Raw genomic sequence first — 17,608 nt, 5'->3', positions numbered from 1 at the left:
GGGTATTAAACCCCTCAACACGAATAGAGGAGTTACTAATGGATAAGGTACGTATCGGATCGGTCGGATTAGGCCGCTTGGGACTTCAGCACGCAGAAAACATAGCCGGAAGAATACAGAACGCCGAGCTTGTGGCTCTTTGCGATGTGGATAAGCCGAAACTGGAAGAGACCGCCAAGCGGCTTGCAGTGCGGCACCAGTTTACTTCCTTTGAGGAATTGATAGCCTGCAAGGATGTGGACGCAGTAGTGTTGGTGTCACCCTCCGCCCTGCACACCAAGCAGATTGCCGCAGCTCTCAACGCGGGGAAGCACGTGTTCAGCGAAAAGCCTCTGGGGGTAAATGTGGCGGAATGCAAGGAAGCTGAAAAGGCCGTGGAAGCCCACCCTGACAAGGTGTTCATGCTGGGCTTTATGCGCCGTTTCGACGAGTCCTACAAATACGCCCACGACAAGGTTGCTGCCGGTGAAATCGGGAAGCCGGTTCTGTTTCGCTCCTACAGCCAGGACCCTGAAAAGTTTATCCAGGGCGCCATAGCCTTTGCCCCCCATTCAGGCGGGCAGTTCCTGGACATGGCGGTCCACGATATCGACCTGGCCCGCTGGTTTACCGGCTCCGAGCCTGAGACGGTGTACGCCATAGGCGGTTGCTATGCCCACCCGGAATTCGCCGCCTCCAAGGACGGGGATAATGTGTCCTGCCTGATGAAATTCAAAAACGACTGTATGGTCTTCCTCTTTGCAGGCCGCACCGCTCCCCATGGGTACAATGTGGAAACCGAGATCATCGGTACCAAGGGAACCCTCAGGATCGCTTCGGTGCCCCAGAAAAACCTGGTAGAAGTCCTGGACAGCCACGGGGTAAGGAAAGAATGCAGCGAGAATTTCCTTGAACGTTTCGATACAGCCTATGTCAACGAGGTGCAGGAATTTGTGAACTGTATTTTCAACAAGCGCAAGCCTGCGGTGACCGTCTATGACGGGACCAGGGTTTCTGAAATTGCCTATACCTGTAAAAATGCCTTTGAAACAGGGGAATTGATCAGGTTCTGATTTTATCACAGTAATGGTGCGAGCTGTCCAGGCGGAGTTAAGCTGCTTGGACAGCTCTTTTTTTTGGAGAGGGGTTTTAACTATTTTTCATCACGCAAGGCCCTTGATAAAGAAGCAGGCGAATTCGACTAGGAAAACGATGATAGCCAGGTGAAGGGTTAATTCCATTAGTATGCAGACCCTGGGGCCTGCTGATTCCCTCCATGGCAGTGTTTGTATTTTTTCCCGCTCCCGCAGGGACAGGGATCATTCCGCCCCACCTTCGGGGAAGACCGAACCACCGTCTTGGGGACAATATCCCCTTCGTCGTAAAACCACTGCCCGTCAGTTTTTACAAACTTTGCTTTTTCGTGGTGTACGTCCTTGAGGCCGTCCCGTTCATAGTCCGCTTCAAACTCCACGGTTCCTTCGGTATCCCCGGGGCCGCCCTTGGTAAGCGCGAGTATCTTCAGCCCCAGCCAGCGGGATCGTTCACTCCAGGCCCGGGTTTCCTTTACGTCGATGTTCTCTTTTCCGTCCTGGACACAGGTTTCCACGATATAGTCAACGGCGTGTTCCACATAGGCGGAGTAGCGGCTGCGCATCAGGGCTTCCGCAGTAGGCGGCTTTTGGGTCCCTTTGATGTAGGGTTCGCAGCATTCGGCGTATGGGCGGCCGGAGCCGCAGGGGCAAGCTTTCATTTGTTTCTCCTATTTGAGTCTATTTTACACATCTAAAGACTGTACAATACTGTCTGTATGCTGTTCAAGCTCTCATCCGTCTTTATATTTTCCTGGAAAAAGGATATACTCACTTAATATGACCGGAACTGCCAACGAAGGGATATATACTAATACCGAATACAGCCTTTACGACCGGTTTCGGGCCATTCTGGACCGCCCGGAGCATAAGGATTTCTACCTTTACGCGGTTTCAGGCTATTTCCGGTCCTCCGCCTATTTCAAGCTCCGATCTTCCTTGAGCAAAGCCAAGGGAATGAAGATTTTGGTGGGGATCCAGGCCGATGCCCTTACGGGCAAGTGGTATAATCTAAGCAAGGAAAAACGGGACAAGCTGGTCCGGGAACAGGCCTACCGGGAGCTATGCGCGGATATAGCGCAGGCCCGGTACAGCGAGGAAACGGCGGAAAGCCTCCGGCTCTTTGTGGCGGATGTACTGGACGGCAGACTTGAAATGAAAGCTTATTCGCAGAAAATTGTTCACGCCAAATTTTATCTTTTTATTCCCGAAGGCTGGACGCCGGATCTCGCCCTTGGAACCCTGATAACCGGATCGTCCAATTTTACCGCCCCCGGCTTAGGTACAAACCCGGATTACAATAAGGCCAATTACGAACTCAATGTGGAGCTTCGTGACAGCGGAAAAATTGACTATGCAAACAGAGAATTTAAAGCCCTTTGGAATGAAGGGATTGATCTCATCCCTTTCGAGATCGAACAGACCTTTACAAAAAAGAGTTTCCTCCGTCAGGACATCAGCCCCCGGGAATTGTACCTCCGTTTTCTCTATGAAAGTCTGAAAGAAAATATTGAGTATGATGAACACCGGGTGGAGTATGATTTCCCCATGGGTTTTAAGCGCCTTACCTATCAGATTGATGCGGTTAATGAAGGCTTGAGCCTCCTGGAACGGCATAACGGCTTTATCCTGGCCGATGTGGTAGGGCTCGGGAAAACCATTGTGGCCACCCTCATTATCCGCAGCTTCCTTACCCGTCAGGACCGGCGCGCTAAAGTGCTGGTGGTAGCTCCCCCGGCCATACTTCCCAACTGGGAGCGTACCCTGATTGATTTTGGGATAAACCCCAATCACTATACCCTCCTTTCTTCAGGGAATTTAAAGAAGCTGGGTAACCCCGAAAATTACGCCCTCATGGTGGTAGACGAGGCCCATAACTTCCGTAATGCCGGCACCGATCGGTATCAGGAATTGCAGTACATTGCCAAGGCGCCTTCACAGTACAGCTCCCGAAAGGTCATGCTCATTTCCGCAACCCCCCTGAACAACCAGCCCCGGGAATTACTCAACCTTTTAGCCTTGTTTCAAGAAACCCGTAATTCTACCCTGGGAACCGGGGACCTGGTTAAATATTTTAACGAAAAACAGCGGGACTACGATGCCGCACGCCGGGAAGGAGTCCCTGCCGCCGAAGCAGTGGAACTGATGAAGCTCATCTACCGGGATATCCGCGAACGGATTCTATCAGAGGCGGTAATCCGGCGGACCCGGAGCGATCTTCTAGAGCATGATGAGTATAAAAAAGACCTTGATGCTCAAGGCATACGCTTTCCGGTCATTCAGAAGCCCAGGGTTTTGCAATACTATCTTGATACCGATTTAGATAGTTTATATGAATCAACCATCCTTGCCCTGACCAGTGAAATTTATTATTCATTGCACCGCTATTTGAGTTACCTCCGGGGGGTCAAGGCGGAGCGTTTTAATGTTACCCCCCATACCTTTGAACAGCTTTCCGGCTTGATGAAACGTTTTTTCCTGAAACGGCTCGATTCCAGTTTTCATGCCTTTACCGCATCCCTGGAAAGGTTCAGGGAATCCACCTTCGCTTTTATTAAAATGTATGAAGCCAACAGGATATTTATTTCCACCACCGTTGATGTAGCGGCCTTTGTGAATAACGATGATATTGAAGGGCTGGAACTCGCCTTGTCCGCAAACGAAGCCGCCGATCCGGCAATCACCGAATGTACTGCATCGGATTTTGATCCTTCGTTTATCGAACATCTCCGCTCCGATCTTGCCGCCCTGGATAAACTCCTCGGGGGGTGGAAAACTGTATCGGAGGATCCGAAACTGGATCAATTTATCCTTCAACTGGATAATCTCCTCAAACGAGACAAAAATCCTGCGGGTAAGCTGGTGGCATTTTCTGAGTCTGAGGAGACCATTAATTATATTGCCGAGGGCTTACGAAAAAACAAGCGGGATGATTTTATCGTTGTTTCCGCCCGTAACCGGGACGAGGTTGAGGAAGATATACGGGCGAATTTCGATGCCAACTTCCGAGGGACCATGCGGGATGAATACCGCATTCTGCTTTGTACCGATGTCCTGGCGGAAGGGGTTAACCTCCACCGGGCAAATACGATTGTTAATTACGATACTCCCTGGAATTCAGTGCGACTTTTCCAGCGCATAGGCCGGGTGAATCGGGTAGGAAGCACCGCCGACAAAATATTCATCTATAACTTTTTCCCCGTAAGCCATGTGGAAGACCACATAGAATTGGAAAAGAAAGCAAAAATGAAACTGCAAGCCTTCCACAGCGCCTTTGGCGAGGACGCCCCTATTTATTCCAGTGATGAATCGGTAGAACATTTCGGTATGTTCAATGCCGATGACATATTAGGCGCCGAAGCGGTTAATCCCCGGCTGACTGCCCTCATGGAAATCCGCTCGGTAAAGGAACAGGAACCGGAACTGTATCAAAAGATAGTAGATCTGCCGCCTAAATGTCATTGCCGGAGACTAGTGAAGGGGGAGCAATCACCCCAGGATTTTGTGTATCTCCGTTCCTCAAATGAAGCTTCCCTGCGGGATGTTTTTTATCTCGTGGAAAAGGAAACAATACGGCAGTTGAGCTTTACAGAGGCCTGCACTTTGCTCAAAGCCGCCGGAGAAGCAAAAAGCCCTCCGGGAGATTATAACGGTCTAGCCTCAGTAGATCTCTCTCGCACCGCTTTTATGGCTGCTGAGGAAGAAGATGCCCTTGAACGGACTGGGGCCAAAAAGCGCAGCGGCAATGAAGCAGCGGTATTGAAATATTTACAGACTTTTCTTGATAGCTTCGAAGAATTCGGATTAGCTCCGGAAATTCGCAAAACAATAAAAACAGCGTCGGAGATGATTCAACGGGGCGCCGCATCGGGACGGCTTATCCGGTTAATAGGGGAGATACGCAAGAATGCTGCCACAGGAAATGTGGCGGTACATACCCAGGCCGAACACCTGGGGAAGATTTTGCCACAATATATCGACTTGCCTGAAGGGGATACAGGAAAAAGTCCCGGCACCGGGGAATTGTATCATGGAGAAGAGCCGGATTTTATTCTGGGCGAATGGTTTATAGGATGATGTATGACTAAAAGCGAATGTATGGAACTACTGAAACAATCCTATTCCGCAGATCTTTCCCGTACCTTACTCCGGGAAATTTTTCTTGACAGTTTTATACCCGTCTCCAATATAGGCGCCGGTGAGGCAATAAAAAAAATCGGAACAGTCCGCCGCTTGGGAAGGATTCTTCTTAATAAAGATACGGATAAAGCGGAAGCCTATGAAGTTCTGGATATAGAAACGGATCCCAAGATACATATTGAACATAACCGGGTAAGCTTAAACATGGGTACCAAAGATTATTTCGATGGCATTGGTGTCCGGGGGATACTGGCGTTCTTTCATAATCCACAGGAAAAAGCCTGGCGTTTGACCTATGCGGCTAAAAGTTTTTCCTTTGATAAAAAGACCGGCAAAGAACTGATCAATCGCACCGGAACAAAGCGGTATACCTATGTTCTGGGGCCGTCAGCAGCAACGGGTACCGCCGCGGTTCGTCTGCTTTCAATCCGTTCTGTGATGCCCTACGGTAATTCAAAGCACCTGACGGAAGCCTTTTCCATGGAAGCGGTTTCCAAAGAGTTTTTTGAAACCTACCGTTCTTTCTACCGCCGTTTTACCGAGGCCCTTTCGGAAAAAAAGAAGTATCGCAGCCTGTTCAATATTTCGGCGTTTCCCGATGCTAAAGCTCAGGAATCTGCTGATAAGCCCTTTCGGGATTTTGCAAAGAAATTGTTAGGCCGTTTAGTCTTCCTCAAATTTCTTGAAAAGAAAGGCTGGCTGGGGGCCAAGGATTATGCCGCCGCTGATGGGGATACGGAATTCCTCAACCATCTGTATCGGGACCATGGGGACTCCTCAGGAAATTTCTACACCTCCGCCCTGGTTCCCCTCTTTTTTGAGACCCTCAATACCAAGCGGAAAGGAGACCTGTTCAGCCTGACCGGAACAAAAATCCCCTTCCTCAACGGCGGTCTTTTCGAAAACGATTACCCCCTGGACACCAACCGGGCCTTGTCCTTTCCCGCCAATCTTTTTAAGGAACTCCTTGAATTTCTTTCATCCTATAATTTTACTATTGATGAAAATGATCCCGGAGACGCCGACATCGGGGTAGACCCAGATATGCTGGGCAGAATTTTTGAACAGCTTATCGAAGACAATGAAAAAGACATGAACGGTACGATCTACACTCCCTTTGAGGTGGTGCGGTTCATGTGCCGGGAATCCCTGGTCCTTCATTTATGCCGTATCTTGGATTGTGACCGGGATTCCAAAAAAGCCCAGGCCGTAAAAGCTCTGATAGTCCGGGGAGAAATCGAAGGGCTTACCAAAAAAGAGCAGGCCACTCTGGATACGGCCATCAAAACAGTAAAGGTACTGGATCCCGCAGTAGGATCCGGCGCCTTCCCCATGGGAATGCTCAAGGAAATTCTTGCGGCCCGCATTGCCTTAGAAGGGGACACAGCAGATCGGGAAACCCTTAAGCGGGAAATTATCCGCAATTCCATTTACGGAGTTGATATAGATCACGGGGCGGTGGATATCGCCCGGCTCCGGTTTTTCCTTTCCCTGGTGGTGGACTCAAAAGAACCGGAACCGCTGCCGAACCTTGACTTTAAGCTGATGCAGGGCGATAGCCTCGCCGAGGAGTACGAAGGGGTAGACCTCTCTATGGAAAGCGAAAATATCCATGATACAAAGAAAAAGAAACAATACTCCATGGATTTTTCCGGCAAAGCCCTTACCAGAGAAACCCTAATTAAGGCGGTGAATGAATTTTATTCAACCACGGATCATCAGAAAAAGTTGGAATTGGAAGAGAGCATCCGCGCAACCGTAGTTGGGTTCATCCGGGAGAGGATGGAGGAAGAGAACAAACCGGTTAAGCTTGATAATCTTGAAGCTATGTTAAAACGGAATTCCCCCTTTTTCCTGTGGCATCTGTTTTTCAAGGATGTGTTTGATACCGGAGGCTTTGATATTATCATTGGGAATCCGCCATACCGGGCGAACCAGGAGAATGAAAACGACCAGGCAAAGAACAAGGTTTACCCCCATATCTACAGCCGAATTAAGGAAACTTTTGTAGCAAAATCGACGGCCCAGAAAACCAAGGTGTATGATCTGTTTGCCTGTTTCTTCCGGCTGGCTATGGATTTTTCTTTGAAGGCCGAGAAAAAGTCTATTATTGCGTTTATTACGAACTATGCCTTTATTGGCGCCCGGACTTATGATGGGTTCAGGCGGGATGTGCGAGAGAATTTTGGTTCCCTGCGTGTGGTCAATCTTGGCGGTGATGTACGGTCTAATCAAAAACTTTCAGGACCGGTAAACAGTATTTTTGGTATACAGGCCGGGGTGGCGATTAGTTTTTATCAGCCAAAGATGAATGATACGAATGCGTTTAATCTACGCTATACCGTTACTGAAGAAGAAGCGACGAGGGGTGAGAAGATAGAATTTCTTGCTGGGTATGATAAAACCGATATGATTTTTGATACAATTACGCCGGATGGGAAAGAAAATTGGGTAAACCAAAGCGATAGTGATTTTCAGAGTCTTTTGCCTTTGTGTAGTAAGGAAGCGAAAAGTGGGAAAGGTGAAGGGAAAACTGTATTTGAACTTTTTTCACTTGGAGTTGTTACGAATAGAGATGATTGGGTTTATGATTTTGATGAAAAAAATCTTATAGGGAAAATAAAGTATTTTATAAATGCTTTTAATGATTCTGTTTCAAACGATAAAAACAATATGAGCATAAAATGGACAAGAGCCGTATTAAATGACTTTACGAAGGGTAAAAAATACAAATTTTCGCAAATGTTTATTATTAAATCATTGTACCGCCCATTTATAAACGCATTTCTTTATTATTCAAAAGAATTAAATGAAATGCGTTATCAATTACCAAAGATATTTCCTGATAATTTAGTGATAACCATATCAGGTGTCCCAGGAACAAAATCTTTTTCAACATTAGCAGCTTCGATTGTTTATTGTTTGGATTTGCTAGAAAAGACCCAATGCCTTCCTCTCTATCGCTATGAAAAGAATAAAAAACTCGATAACATCACAGTTTGGGCTTTAGCCGAATTCCAAAATCACTACAAAGACAAGAATATCACCAAAGAAGATATTTTTCACTATGTTTACGCTGTATTACATAATCCCCTATATCGTGAAAAATACGCTATTGACTTGAAACAGGATTATCCACGGATTCCCCTTTACCGGGAATTCAAAAAATGGGCGGCCTGGGGCAAGGAGCTTATGGACCTTCATATCGGCTTTGAAAAAACAGCTCCCCATAAAGGAATTACCGTGATAACTGCGCCGGCAGACTATAGGGCGACAAAGACCCACCGCCTGGATTATACTAAGGATGAGCAAGGGGAAAAGGTTTTTTCCGGGTCCCTGACCTTCTGCGATGGTTCCGGGTTAAAGGGTATCCCGCCACGGGCTTTTGACTATAAGCTGGGAAATAAGAGCGCCATTGAGTGGGTGCTTGACCAGTATGTTGCCCCCTCCTGGCCTACGGATGCGGAACTTGCATCGGGGAAGCGGAAAATCCGGGAGGACGAGAAGGTTTTGCGGGATAAGTTTAATACCTTCAAGTTTGCCGATTATAGGGAGAAGGTTATTGACTTGATACGAAGGTTGGCGACGGTGAGCTTGCGGACGCTGGAGATACAGGGGATGATGGGGGAGGAGAAGTAAACAAAAAAAAGATTCACTGTTGCTTTAAGGAGATATCGCGGAAATGTTCAAGCCTAAAGTATTTATAAGTTCCTGTCAATACAATGATGAATTTATAGTTGAACGGCAATTATTACCAATATTGTTTGACAAGGAACCATTAAGGTCAATATTTGAATTGTGGGAGATTGAACAACAGGCTGCTGGAATAACTGTTGAAGCACAATATATTAGAAACATAAGACAATCGGAATATGTAATATTACTACTTGATTCTATAGTCAGGGATGCTGTAAAAAAAGAGATTGAAGAGGCAAGGAAGAACAATATTTTTATATTTCCATTTATTCGAATTAATAAAAATCGAAGTATTGAAGCAACAGCTTACATAAAATATCTTCAAGATTTTTGCACAACAGTTTTCTATTCAGATGTTAAAGATTTATCAAAAAAAATAGAATATTCTCTATTGGCAATATATTCGCAAGGTGATAAAAAAGTACAGAACATATACTCAAAATTAAATACAATAAAGCCACAGCATGATAAATCTATTTTCATTGCGACTATTATAGGCTCCTGGGATGACACTAATGCTGATGATATAAATATAATAAAGGAGATGACTGGAGAAAATTTTACAGAATGGGAGAGTGATATACATGAAGTTATTAATTATACAAGCGATATTTTAAAAGTTAACAATGGGCGTTGGAAAGTTCTAAATCGGTCGTTATTATTTGAAAAGTATGCTTTATCATTTTTTGATAAACATATTGAAAAAATAAAAAATATTGCAGATATAGTATTGTCAGAAAGACACCCTATGTTTGATTTAGCCCCTGAAAAAAGGATATCTTATTTTTATTATGGTGCAATGCCTAAATATTCAGACGAGTTGCGTATAGGTATTGCTGAAACCCTTGTATATTTAAATCTAAATGCTGATAAATTAGAACATTGCACACCATACAATTCGAAAAAAACAGTAAATTCAATAATAAAAGAACTTTTTGATAAGAAAGATTGGAAAACATGGGCAAGCCTGCGTAATTTATTACCCGTGCTTGCGGAAGCGTCTCCTAGGGTTTTTATGGAAGTTATAGAAAACGCCATTAATCAATTGCCATGTCCATTTATTGGACTTTTTCCTCGAAAAGATAAAATCATCCTAGGGCCTAATTATTTATCAGATTTATATTGGGCACTGGAAGCCCTTTCGTGGAGTGGTGAGTATATCACCCAAGCCATTTTAATTCTTGCGTATCTTGCAAATATTGATCCTGGCGGTGATTGGCCCAATACACCATTAAAATCAATAGAAACGATTTTAAATCCCTGGAGACCGCAAACAACAGCCGATATGGCTAAAAGAATGAATGCTATGAAGGGAATTCTGAAACGTTGCCCTGAAGTCGCATTTGCTGTTTTATTAAGGCTATTGCCTTCTTTTGGACAAATAGGAAATAATAGCAGAAAGCCTGTGTACAGAAAACATATCCCTGAAAATTTTGAAAACAATGTATCGAAAGAAGAATACAGTAAACAAATTAATGAATTTGGAATAATGCTATTAGAACTGGTAAAACAAGATGATAAAAGAATAATGGTTATTGCTGAATTATTAGACAATAGTATTAAATTGCCTGGGGATGCATTAAACGCTTATCTTGATTATTTGTTATCAGATGAAATAATCTCCAAGCCAGATGAATTTAAGCAGCCAATTTGCGATACCCTACGATTACTTGTAATTAAACACCGAAAATTTTCTAAATCCCATTGGGCTCTGAAATCCGAAATTATTGATAAAATAGACATAATTACCGATAAGATTTCACCTCACAATCCATTATATTCATATCGATATTTATTTAGCGATAATGTCTATAGTTATTTTGATGAAGATATAGAATTCGATGATAAAGATAAAAAAATTGATTCGCTTAAAGTAAAAGCAATAGGAGAAATATTTAATTACGGTGGATTAAAAGCGATTGAAAATTTTGCAAAATCCATCGCCAATCCATATTTTGTTGGTTTTTCTTTTAGTGCTATTATTTCAAATGAAACACAGCAAGCGATTTTACCAGCATCATTTAATCATCCGGAAAAGGAATTTCAAGAATTTTTAAAAGGACTTATTAATGGAAAATACTATAAATATGGTGAGCTGTGGTTTGAGGATATGGATATTTTATCGTGGAATATCAAAAACATTTGCAAAATATTTATCAGTTTACCATTTAATGAAAAAACTTGGGCATTAGTTGAAAAATGGATGGGGGTTTCTGCTAGGGATTATTGGTTAGAAGTTAATTGCTATATTTTTTCAACCATAAGCGATTTAACCATTGCTGTCAATAATTTTTTAAAAGTTAATCGTCCTTGGCTTGCACTTGAATGCATTTATGCCCATCATTTTAATAATGAATGTTTTTTAGCAGATCAGGCTCTGAAAGCGCTTCTTACCGCTTCAGATAATGGATTACAACGTAATGATAATAGAGTATATAAATTAAAAAAAATCATTGAATTACTTCAAAAAGATAACAGTATAAAAGAAGATGATATGATAAAAATAGAATGGAAATATTTACAATTCTTCAATGAATACGATCAGAATATTATGCCAAAACATATTTATAAAAAAATGTCGGCTAATCCTGATTATTTTTTAGAAATGATAAAATTTAGCTTTATTTCCGACATAAACACAAAAAAAGAAGCGACAGAGAATATAAATATTATAAATAATAGAGAGAAAGTATGGCATTTATTTCGAAACTGGATTCAAGTTCCCGGTATTATCTCTGATGGTTCTTTTTCCCTAGATAATTTTAAAAAATGGTTTGCCGATGTAGAAAGGAAAAGTAATGAACTGGGCTACTATCAGGAAGCAATGGTACAGATAGGGGGAGTATTATTTTATACTCCATCAGATACGAATGGATTATGGATCAATGAATATATTGCAGAATTACTTGATAAAAATAGTAATTTGCGGCAGGGATATGTTAGTGAATCCTATAATCCCAAAAGAGTACATACTATTGATCTCTCTGAAAATGATGAAACAGAGACTGCAATAATGTGGAGAAAAAGGGCAGCCGATATTGAAAATATAGGATATATAACATTTTGTTTATTGGTAAATGAAATTGCTGAATTTTATGAATATCGCTCCACTCGAAATAGAGTTGATTAAAGGAGACACATCTTATGTCATACAATGATATTATCAGGAGCCCTAACCCATGACCCCTAAGTCCCGTGACCAAAACCTAATGGTCGTAGCCGCCGTCGAAGGATACGCCCAACGGCACAACATGGAAGCCGGAGATGTCTTTACTCTTTTTCTTAGACACAACATAAACGACTTGATACGTTCCCAATATGAAGCCTTGCATACCCAGGATCTTGACGAAAGCGTCTCCTTCGCAGAGGATATTTTGACAAGGATTCAAGCATGAAATTGTTTCATGGTTCCAATCAGGATTTTGACACGGTTGATTTATCAAAATCAAGGGACAAGCGCGACTTTGGCAGAGGCTTTTACATGACCACCATCAGGGAGCAGGCCGGGAGCTGGGCTGAAAATATGGTTATCCGCTATGGTGGAGCCGGAATATTTGTCTATGAATTTGAATTATCCATTTCTGATAATCTGAAAATAAAACATTTTGATGGCCTCACAGAGGAATGGCTCGAGTTGGTTAAAACAAACCGGATTAAGGGTGGCCTGCAGCATCAATACGATATTGTTCAAGGACCGGTCGCCAATGACAACACCATGCGGACTATAGCTTTATACGTAGCCGGTATTTATACCGCCGATATGGCTTTACGGCAGCTGCAATTCTTTAAGGTAAACGATCAGGTGTCTATCCATACACAACAGGCGCTCTCCTGCTTATGTCTGACAAAGAAGGACAACCATGGAAAATAAATATGTATACAAGGATCAGGATATAACTATTGATGTATTAATGAAAATTGAAGACGTGGTTAATAAGATAGCTCAAAAGGAATCAAAACAATTCGATGAGGTTTATCTCAATTTTCTTGATTCAAAAACCTATAGAGCCTTACAAAATACTAATTCTTTATTATGGCAAGAAAGCGCTGAATTTATTATTGATGATTATTATCGCGAAAGAGCTACTTGATAAAGTTAAACACTTAACAAACATCCGCCATTACCTTTTTTATCTCGCTATAAAACTCTATTTTATCAGCCCTTTGCGGCAATCCCGATACCTGCCCATCCCCCAATTCAATAATTATCAAACTGCCATCTTCTTTCCGAGCAATATCCATAGTAAAGAAATTACTCTGAACAGTATTGGCTATTTCTTCAAATTGCTTCAATTCAGGTTTCGCGCAGTCATAGTCGCCTTCCTCCCAATAATCATAAACGCCGATACATGTATGATTTAGAAAGAAAAGACGGTATTCTTCGCTTAAAGGCATCCCACTTTTTGAATGTACGATTAGATTTTTCAACTTGATATATTCCCGGATAACTATACCTTCATTCAAGTATCTGTCCCTAAGAGCAATAAGATTTTCAATCGCCTTTCGTATTATTTTGTTGTACACTTTTATATTCACTAATAAAATCAATATCGACCTTACCGGGTTCAAGAGGGTGTTCGCAGAATAAAATGGAATTCATTGTTCTTCTTTAATTTTATTAATCAAATCAGGCTCTTTCATAAGCGCTCTTGCCATTCCAAAATACCTTATTTTAGTAGTGTTTAAAATTTCTGTCATTTCTTTAATATCCGTATTCCCGCCCGTTAAAATTATCGCAGTATTATTTTCCATTGCTATTTTTTCAGCTTCTTTTCTAAAAAAACATGTCGCGTCCTTTGTGAACTTGCTAAAAGCACCGCTGATTTCAATGGCATTTATTCCTTTTTCTGTTAATTCCTTGCACAAATATAAAACATCGTCAAAGGAAACTTCATCTTCAAAACCATCGGTAACATTTATTTTTATCCACACAGAAAAATCGGCGCCGACAGCCTTTCGTATGGCTTCATAGGTTTCTATTGCCATTCTTGCCCTGTTTTGGGCAGTTCCACCGTATGCATCTTTTCTGCGGTTATAATGGGGCGTCATAAACTGGCTAAGCAGAAACCCATGGGCCGCATGTATTTCAATGCCGTCATAACCGGCATTTTTTGCCCGTAATGCGGCATCGGCAAATTTTTGCTGTATTCTTTTTATTTGTTCAACGGTTATTTCCTGGGGCACAACCTTGGTATTCAGGTTTTCCACAGCGCTCGGTGCAAGAATTGTCATCCCGCTTGCATCTCCCATAATATATGAGCCAATATACACCAATTGCAAAATAATATTTCTGTTATATGAATGTACCAGGCCGGTCAATATTTTATGGCCTTCAGAAAATGTATCATTATAAAATGCCATCATAGGGAAATTCTTCTCATTTTCATCAACTAAGGTAAAGCCGGTAATCATGGTTCCAACGCCGCCTTTTGCAAGTCCCTGGTACAAATCCAATATAGATTCGTTTACTTGGCCCAGAGTCGGTTTTTCACCAATTGCTGCTCGGATGAACCTGTTTTCCAGGGTCATTTTGCCTAATTGGGTTTTATCAAATAAATTTTTCATTGGGTGTCATCCTTATTGGGACATATTAATAAGAAATATTTTCTCTGTCTATAGGCAAATTATTAAGCTGATACGTTTTCATTATTATACTTCAATGAAAATATTTTAAGTATTTACTTTAATTGGCCACAGTTTTGGTAAATTAGGAACGTACGAGGCGGAAGCCCAGAGTGCGGTACCGGAACGATGGAACGTTGCTGCGACGGAAGGCTGACCGGACGAACTGAGCAACAATGCTCCAGCCCCCGCCGCGCCTAACGCGGTAAGAGCCCGAGGACGCGCCGGCAGGATCTGTCTGGGACCCGCTGGGGTATGTTCCGTACCAGTCCCAGCACCACTCCCATACGTTCCCATGCATGTCATACAGACCCCAAGGGTTCGCCCCCTTCTCCCCTATCGGGTGGGGCTTTCTTTCGCTATTGCTGGAATACCATGCAGTATTGTCTATAGAACTTCCGCTGGAATAGGGTGTCGTCGTCCCCGCTCGGCAGGCATATTCCCATTCCGCCTCCGTCGGCAAGCGATACCCATTGGCGTTCCGGTTCCATGTTACCGTCCGGCTGTCCCCGCTCCCGTTTATAGTGTAAGCCAGAGTCAATCCCTCCCGCTGGCTCCGCTTGTTGCAGTACTCCACGGCATCAAACCAACTCACGCTCTCCACCGGCAGCCTCCGCCCTTTTAAAGTGCTGGGGTTCGTCCCCATCACTTCCTCATATTCTTGTTGGGTTACTTCGTACTGGGCCATATAAAACGAACTCACCGTCACCTGATGCTGCACCTCATCGCTATCCCTATCCGCATCGGATGAGGGGCTCCCCATCATAAAGGTCCCGCCGTTGATCCGCACCCAGGCGTCGTCTAAACCGGATGCCTCAAACGGAAATATCTCGCTTGAGATAGAGAAAAAGAGAACCAATGCTATTTTATTGATTATAGGCTTCAAAAATTCCTTCTAAAATGACATCGTTGCAATTATTCCGTTACCAATCGGAATAATTTCTACATTAGTATTTAACCCTTCCCTGGCCCGTAAGTGGAGGGTTGGTATTAACCATCCGTATAATGAACCAATAACAGCTCCTGCGATTACATCAGTAATAAAATGATTCCCTGATAGTATTCGCATGCTTGCAATTCCCGTTGCTGCGGCATAGCTCCCTATTATCACGGGCACCTTCCATTTTGAGTCGGGGTATTCATGATAAAATGTGGTACTCAGAAAAGTTGCCCCAAGAAATGCGAAAGAGGTATGGCCTGATGGGAAACTGTTATAATAATCCTCTTCTTCCCCCTTAGGGATTCCCCCAAAATAGGTATATGGCCGGTTTCTTGCTATTGCGGTTTTTAGTATGTCTTTTGTACCATAGGTCAGTAAAAATGCTTCTGCATACATGGTGCCATAACTAAGCCATGCATTATAGTCTTTTATATTTCCAAGCAGGGATAATCCGGGTATGACAAGTGTTCCATAGGCAGCCCATGTGCTTATAGTATCTAAATTTTTGTTATATTTAAACATTAAGCTTTTATCCACTGCATTGATATCATCTTTTTGTATTGTATTACCCGGTGATGCATCTATAAAGAGTGGCGGAAGAAATACGCTTAAGGAAAAACTTCCGATGATGATGTCTTTTTTTAGGTCCCAGGTGTAAATGCTTTCAGAAAATGAATAATAATGTGAGCATAACAGGCACAATAGTATTAGGGCATATTTTTTCATGGCTTCTTCTCTATCATCCAATGATAGACTAATCTACAAGCTGTCCATAAACGCCGAAAGCTCTGCCGGTATTACCCGCGCAGAAACGGTGCGACCCAGGGCGCTCTGTATGGACGCCGGCGCAGGAACGGGGCCGGTCAGGGGTTCCACGGTTTCTGCGAATTTCGCCGGGTGGGCGGTAGCGAGTACCGCTAGTGGGCCTTTGACTGGCTCCGAGCCTTTGTCCAGGATATCTGCGGCCCGCCAGCCTACGGCGCCGTGGGGATCGAGAAAGTAGCCGTTTGCTTCGTGGACGGCAACTATGGTTTTCCGGGTGTCCTCATCGTTTATATGGACGCCGCGGATCATGCGCCGCAGTTCTTCCAGGGGCCAGTGGCTTTTCATGCGCTCAAAGTTGCTGGGGGCGCCTACGTCCATGGCGTTGGAAATGGTGGCTTGGGATTGACGGGCATTGTACTCGCCGGTGTCAAGGTAATCGGGGACAGCTTTATTGATGTTGGTGGCGGCAATGAAGCCGGCGATGGGGGCGCCCATTTTCAGGGCGTAGAGGCCTGCGGTGAGGTTCCCGAAGTTGCCGCTGGGGACACAAATGGTGAGGGGCGTCCCGGCTTTGACGCCATGGGCCGCGCCGGGGGAGGCGCTTTTGCCGGGCAGCCGGGGGGTGGCTTCACCATCGGGGTCGGTTTTACCGGCCAGGGCTTTTCCGGCGGCGGCGCTGTAGTAGACTGCCTGGGGTATGAGCCGGGCTACGTTGATTGAGTTGGCTGAGGAAAGGGTTAGCCGTTTTTTCAGGCCTTCGTCGCTCAGGGCGGCTTTGACCAAGCCCTGACAGTCGTCGAAGCTGCCTTCCACTGCCAGGGCGCTGATGTTCCCTCCAAGGCCGGCGATCTGCCGTTCCTGCAAAGGGGTTACCCGGCCTTTGGGGTAGAGCACGGTTACTGAGATGCCCTCTACTCCGTAGAAGCCGTCGGCCACTGCGCCCCCGGTATCGCCGGAGGTGGCAACCAGTATCCGTAGCGGCTTATCTTCGCCGCGACGAAGGTAGGAAAAAGCGCGGGCCATGAAGCGGGCGCCGAAGTCCTTAAAGGCGGCGGTGGGGCCGTGGAAAAGTTCCAGCACTAGCCGGTCACCTACAGGAACCAGGGGGGCAGGAAAGGGGTAGGCGGAGTGGACAAGGTCTTCCAGCACCGAGGCGGGTATTTCCGGGTGTACATAAGGGGTGATGGTTTCAAAGGCTATGTCGTGGAAATCCATGGTCCCCAGGGAACGCTTTACCTTTTCTGAATACACGGGGATTTCTTCGGGTATGAAGAGCCCCCCATCCGGAGCCAGGCCCGTTAAGGCCGCAGTAGCAAAGTTAACCGGATCGGACCGGCTCCTGGTGCTGTAATAGCGCATACAATTCCCCGCAAAA

Annotated in this window: 13 protein-coding genes; 7 read left to right on the top strand and 6 right to left on the bottom strand. The window is 44.3% G+C overall.

Going from position 1 to position 17,608, the window contains the following annotated elements; all coding sequences use genetic code 11:
* The first annotated feature begins 38 nt into the window (after nucleotides 1–38).
* Nucleotides 39–1,052, top strand: a complete 1,014-nt coding sequence (gene iolG / locus TREPR_RS17095) for an inositol 2-dehydrogenase (protein ID WP_015709603.1) — start codon at nucleotides 39–41, stop codon at nucleotides 1,050–1,052.
* Between the two features lie 167 nt (nucleotides 1,053–1,219).
* Here iolG and TREPR_RS17090 read toward each other — a convergent pair whose 3' ends face one another.
* Nucleotides 1,220–1,732: a YchJ family protein gene (locus tag TREPR_RS17090; RefSeq protein WP_015709602.1), complete on the bottom strand. Its 513-nt coding sequence runs from the start codon at nucleotides 1,730–1,732 to the stop codon at nucleotides 1,220–1,222.
* 118 nt (nucleotides 1,733–1,850) lie between these two features.
* On the opposite strand from TREPR_RS17090, the gene TREPR_RS17085 reads away from it, so the two are divergent.
* From TREPR_RS17085 to TREPR_RS17060, 6 genes are read left to right on the top strand one after another with little or no spacing between them, the layout of a single operon-like run.
* Nucleotides 1,851–5,147 (top strand): SNF2-related protein, encoded by a 3,297-nt coding sequence (locus tag TREPR_RS17085; RefSeq protein ID WP_015709601.1) that lies wholly within the window; start codon nucleotides 1,851–1,853, stop codon nucleotides 5,145–5,147.
* Nucleotides 5,148–5,150: 3 nt separating this feature from the next.
* The gene (locus tag TREPR_RS18020) at nucleotides 5,151–8,849 is read left to right on the top strand and encodes a type ISP restriction/modification enzyme (protein ID WP_015709600.1); all 3,699 of its coding nucleotides are present in this window, start codon (nucleotides 5,151–5,153) and stop codon (nucleotides 8,847–8,849) included.
* Between the two features lie 43 nt (nucleotides 8,850–8,892).
* A complete protein-coding gene (locus TREPR_RS17075) occupies nucleotides 8,893–12,036 on the top strand; it encodes a hypothetical protein (protein ID WP_015709599.1) in 3,144 nt (1,047 codons plus the stop codon).
* 49 nt (nucleotides 12,037–12,085) lie between these two features.
* Complete coding sequence (locus TREPR_RS17070) at nucleotides 12,086–12,301, top strand: DUF3791 domain-containing protein (RefSeq protein WP_041611281.1); 216 nt, start codon at nucleotides 12,086–12,088, stop codon at nucleotides 12,299–12,301.
* Complete coding sequence (locus TREPR_RS17065) at nucleotides 12,298–12,777, top strand: DUF3990 domain-containing protein (protein ID WP_015709597.1); 480 nt, start codon at nucleotides 12,298–12,300, stop codon at nucleotides 12,775–12,777. The genes TREPR_RS17070 and TREPR_RS17065 overlap by 4 nt, the downstream gene beginning before the upstream one ends.
* On the top strand, nucleotides 12,767–12,997 hold the full coding sequence (locus tag TREPR_RS17060) for a hypothetical protein (protein WP_015709596.1): 231 nt from the start codon (nucleotides 12,767–12,769) through the stop codon (nucleotides 12,995–12,997). The genes TREPR_RS17065 and TREPR_RS17060 overlap by 11 nt, the downstream gene beginning before the upstream one ends.
* Nucleotides 12,998–13,010: 13 nt before the next feature.
* On the opposite strand, the gene TREPR_RS17055 is transcribed toward TREPR_RS17060, so the two are convergent.
* The 5 genes from TREPR_RS17055 to TREPR_RS17035 form a co-directional block, all read right to left on the bottom strand.
* The gene (locus tag TREPR_RS17055; RefSeq protein ID WP_281054614.1) at nucleotides 13,011–13,430 is read right to left on the bottom strand and encodes an ATP-grasp domain-containing protein; all 420 of its coding nucleotides are present in this window, start codon (nucleotides 13,428–13,430) and stop codon (nucleotides 13,011–13,013) included.
* Between the two features lie 72 nt (nucleotides 13,431–13,502).
* Nucleotides 13,503–14,471, bottom strand: a complete 969-nt coding sequence (locus TREPR_RS17050) for an NADH:flavin oxidoreductase (RefSeq protein ID WP_015709595.1) — start codon at nucleotides 14,469–14,471, stop codon at nucleotides 13,503–13,505.
* A gap of 142 nt (nucleotides 14,472–14,613) precedes the next feature.
* Nucleotides 14,614–15,414, bottom strand: a complete 801-nt coding sequence (locus TREPR_RS17045; RefSeq protein ID WP_015709594.1) for a formylglycine-generating enzyme family protein — start codon at nucleotides 15,412–15,414, stop codon at nucleotides 14,614–14,616.
* Between the two features lie 9 nt (nucleotides 15,415–15,423).
* Entirely contained in the window at nucleotides 15,424–16,194 is a 771-nt protein-coding gene (locus TREPR_RS17040) for a phosphatase PAP2 family protein (protein ID WP_052299747.1), read from the bottom strand.
* Nucleotides 16,195–16,227: 33 nt separating this feature from the next.
* A complete protein-coding gene (locus tag TREPR_RS17035; RefSeq protein ID WP_015709592.1) occupies nucleotides 16,228–17,592 on the bottom strand; it encodes a pyridoxal-phosphate dependent enzyme in 1,365 nt (454 codons plus the stop codon).
* Nucleotides 17,593–17,608 lie beyond the last annotated feature (16 nt).

Source organism: Treponema primitia ZAS-2 (genome assembly GCF_000214375.1).
Taxonomy (GTDB): domain Bacteria; phylum Spirochaetota; class Spirochaetia; order Treponematales; family Breznakiellaceae; genus Termitinema; species Termitinema primitia.
Note: the sequence above shows the minus strand (reverse complement) of the source record. Positions and strands in the feature narration are given on the sequence as shown.

What these genes read in the sequence shown, in the direction of transcription:
- TREPR_RS17065 (WP_015709597.1), top strand. Translation starts at nt 12,298, where the DNA reads ATGAAATTGTTTCATGGTTCCAATCAGGATTTTGACACGGTTGATTTA.
- TREPR_RS17060 (WP_015709596.1), top strand. Translation starts at nt 12,767, where the DNA reads ATGGAAAATAAATATGTATACAAGGATCAGGATATAACTATTGATGTA.
- iolG (WP_015709603.1), top strand. Translation starts at nt 39, where the DNA reads ATGGATAAGGTACGTATCGGATCGGTCGGATTAGGCCGCTTGGGACTT.
- TREPR_RS17040 (WP_052299747.1), bottom strand. Translation starts at nt 16,194, where the DNA reads ATGAAAAAATATGCCCTAATACTATTGTGCCTGTTATGCTCACATTAT.
- TREPR_RS17085 (WP_015709601.1), top strand. Translation starts at nt 1,851, where the DNA reads ATGACCGGAACTGCCAACGAAGGGATATATACTAATACCGAATACAGC.
- TREPR_RS17070 (WP_041611281.1), top strand. Translation starts at nt 12,086, where the DNA reads ATGACCCCTAAGTCCCGTGACCAAAACCTAATGGTCGTAGCCGCCGTC.
- TREPR_RS17035 (WP_015709592.1), bottom strand. Translation starts at nt 17,592, where the DNA reads ATGCGCTATTACAGCACCAGGAGCCGGTCCGATCCGGTTAACTTTGCT.
- TREPR_RS18020 (WP_015709600.1), top strand. Translation starts at nt 5,151, where the DNA reads ATGACTAAAAGCGAATGTATGGAACTACTGAAACAATCCTATTCCGCA.
- TREPR_RS17090 (WP_015709602.1), bottom strand. Translation starts at nt 1,732, where the DNA reads ATGAAAGCTTGCCCCTGCGGCTCCGGCCGCCCATACGCCGAATGCTGC.
- TREPR_RS17050 (WP_015709595.1), bottom strand. Translation starts at nt 14,471, where the DNA reads ATGAAAAATTTATTTGATAAAACCCAATTAGGCAAAATGACCCTGGAA.
- TREPR_RS17075 (WP_015709599.1), top strand. Translation starts at nt 8,893, where the DNA reads ATGTTCAAGCCTAAAGTATTTATAAGTTCCTGTCAATACAATGATGAA.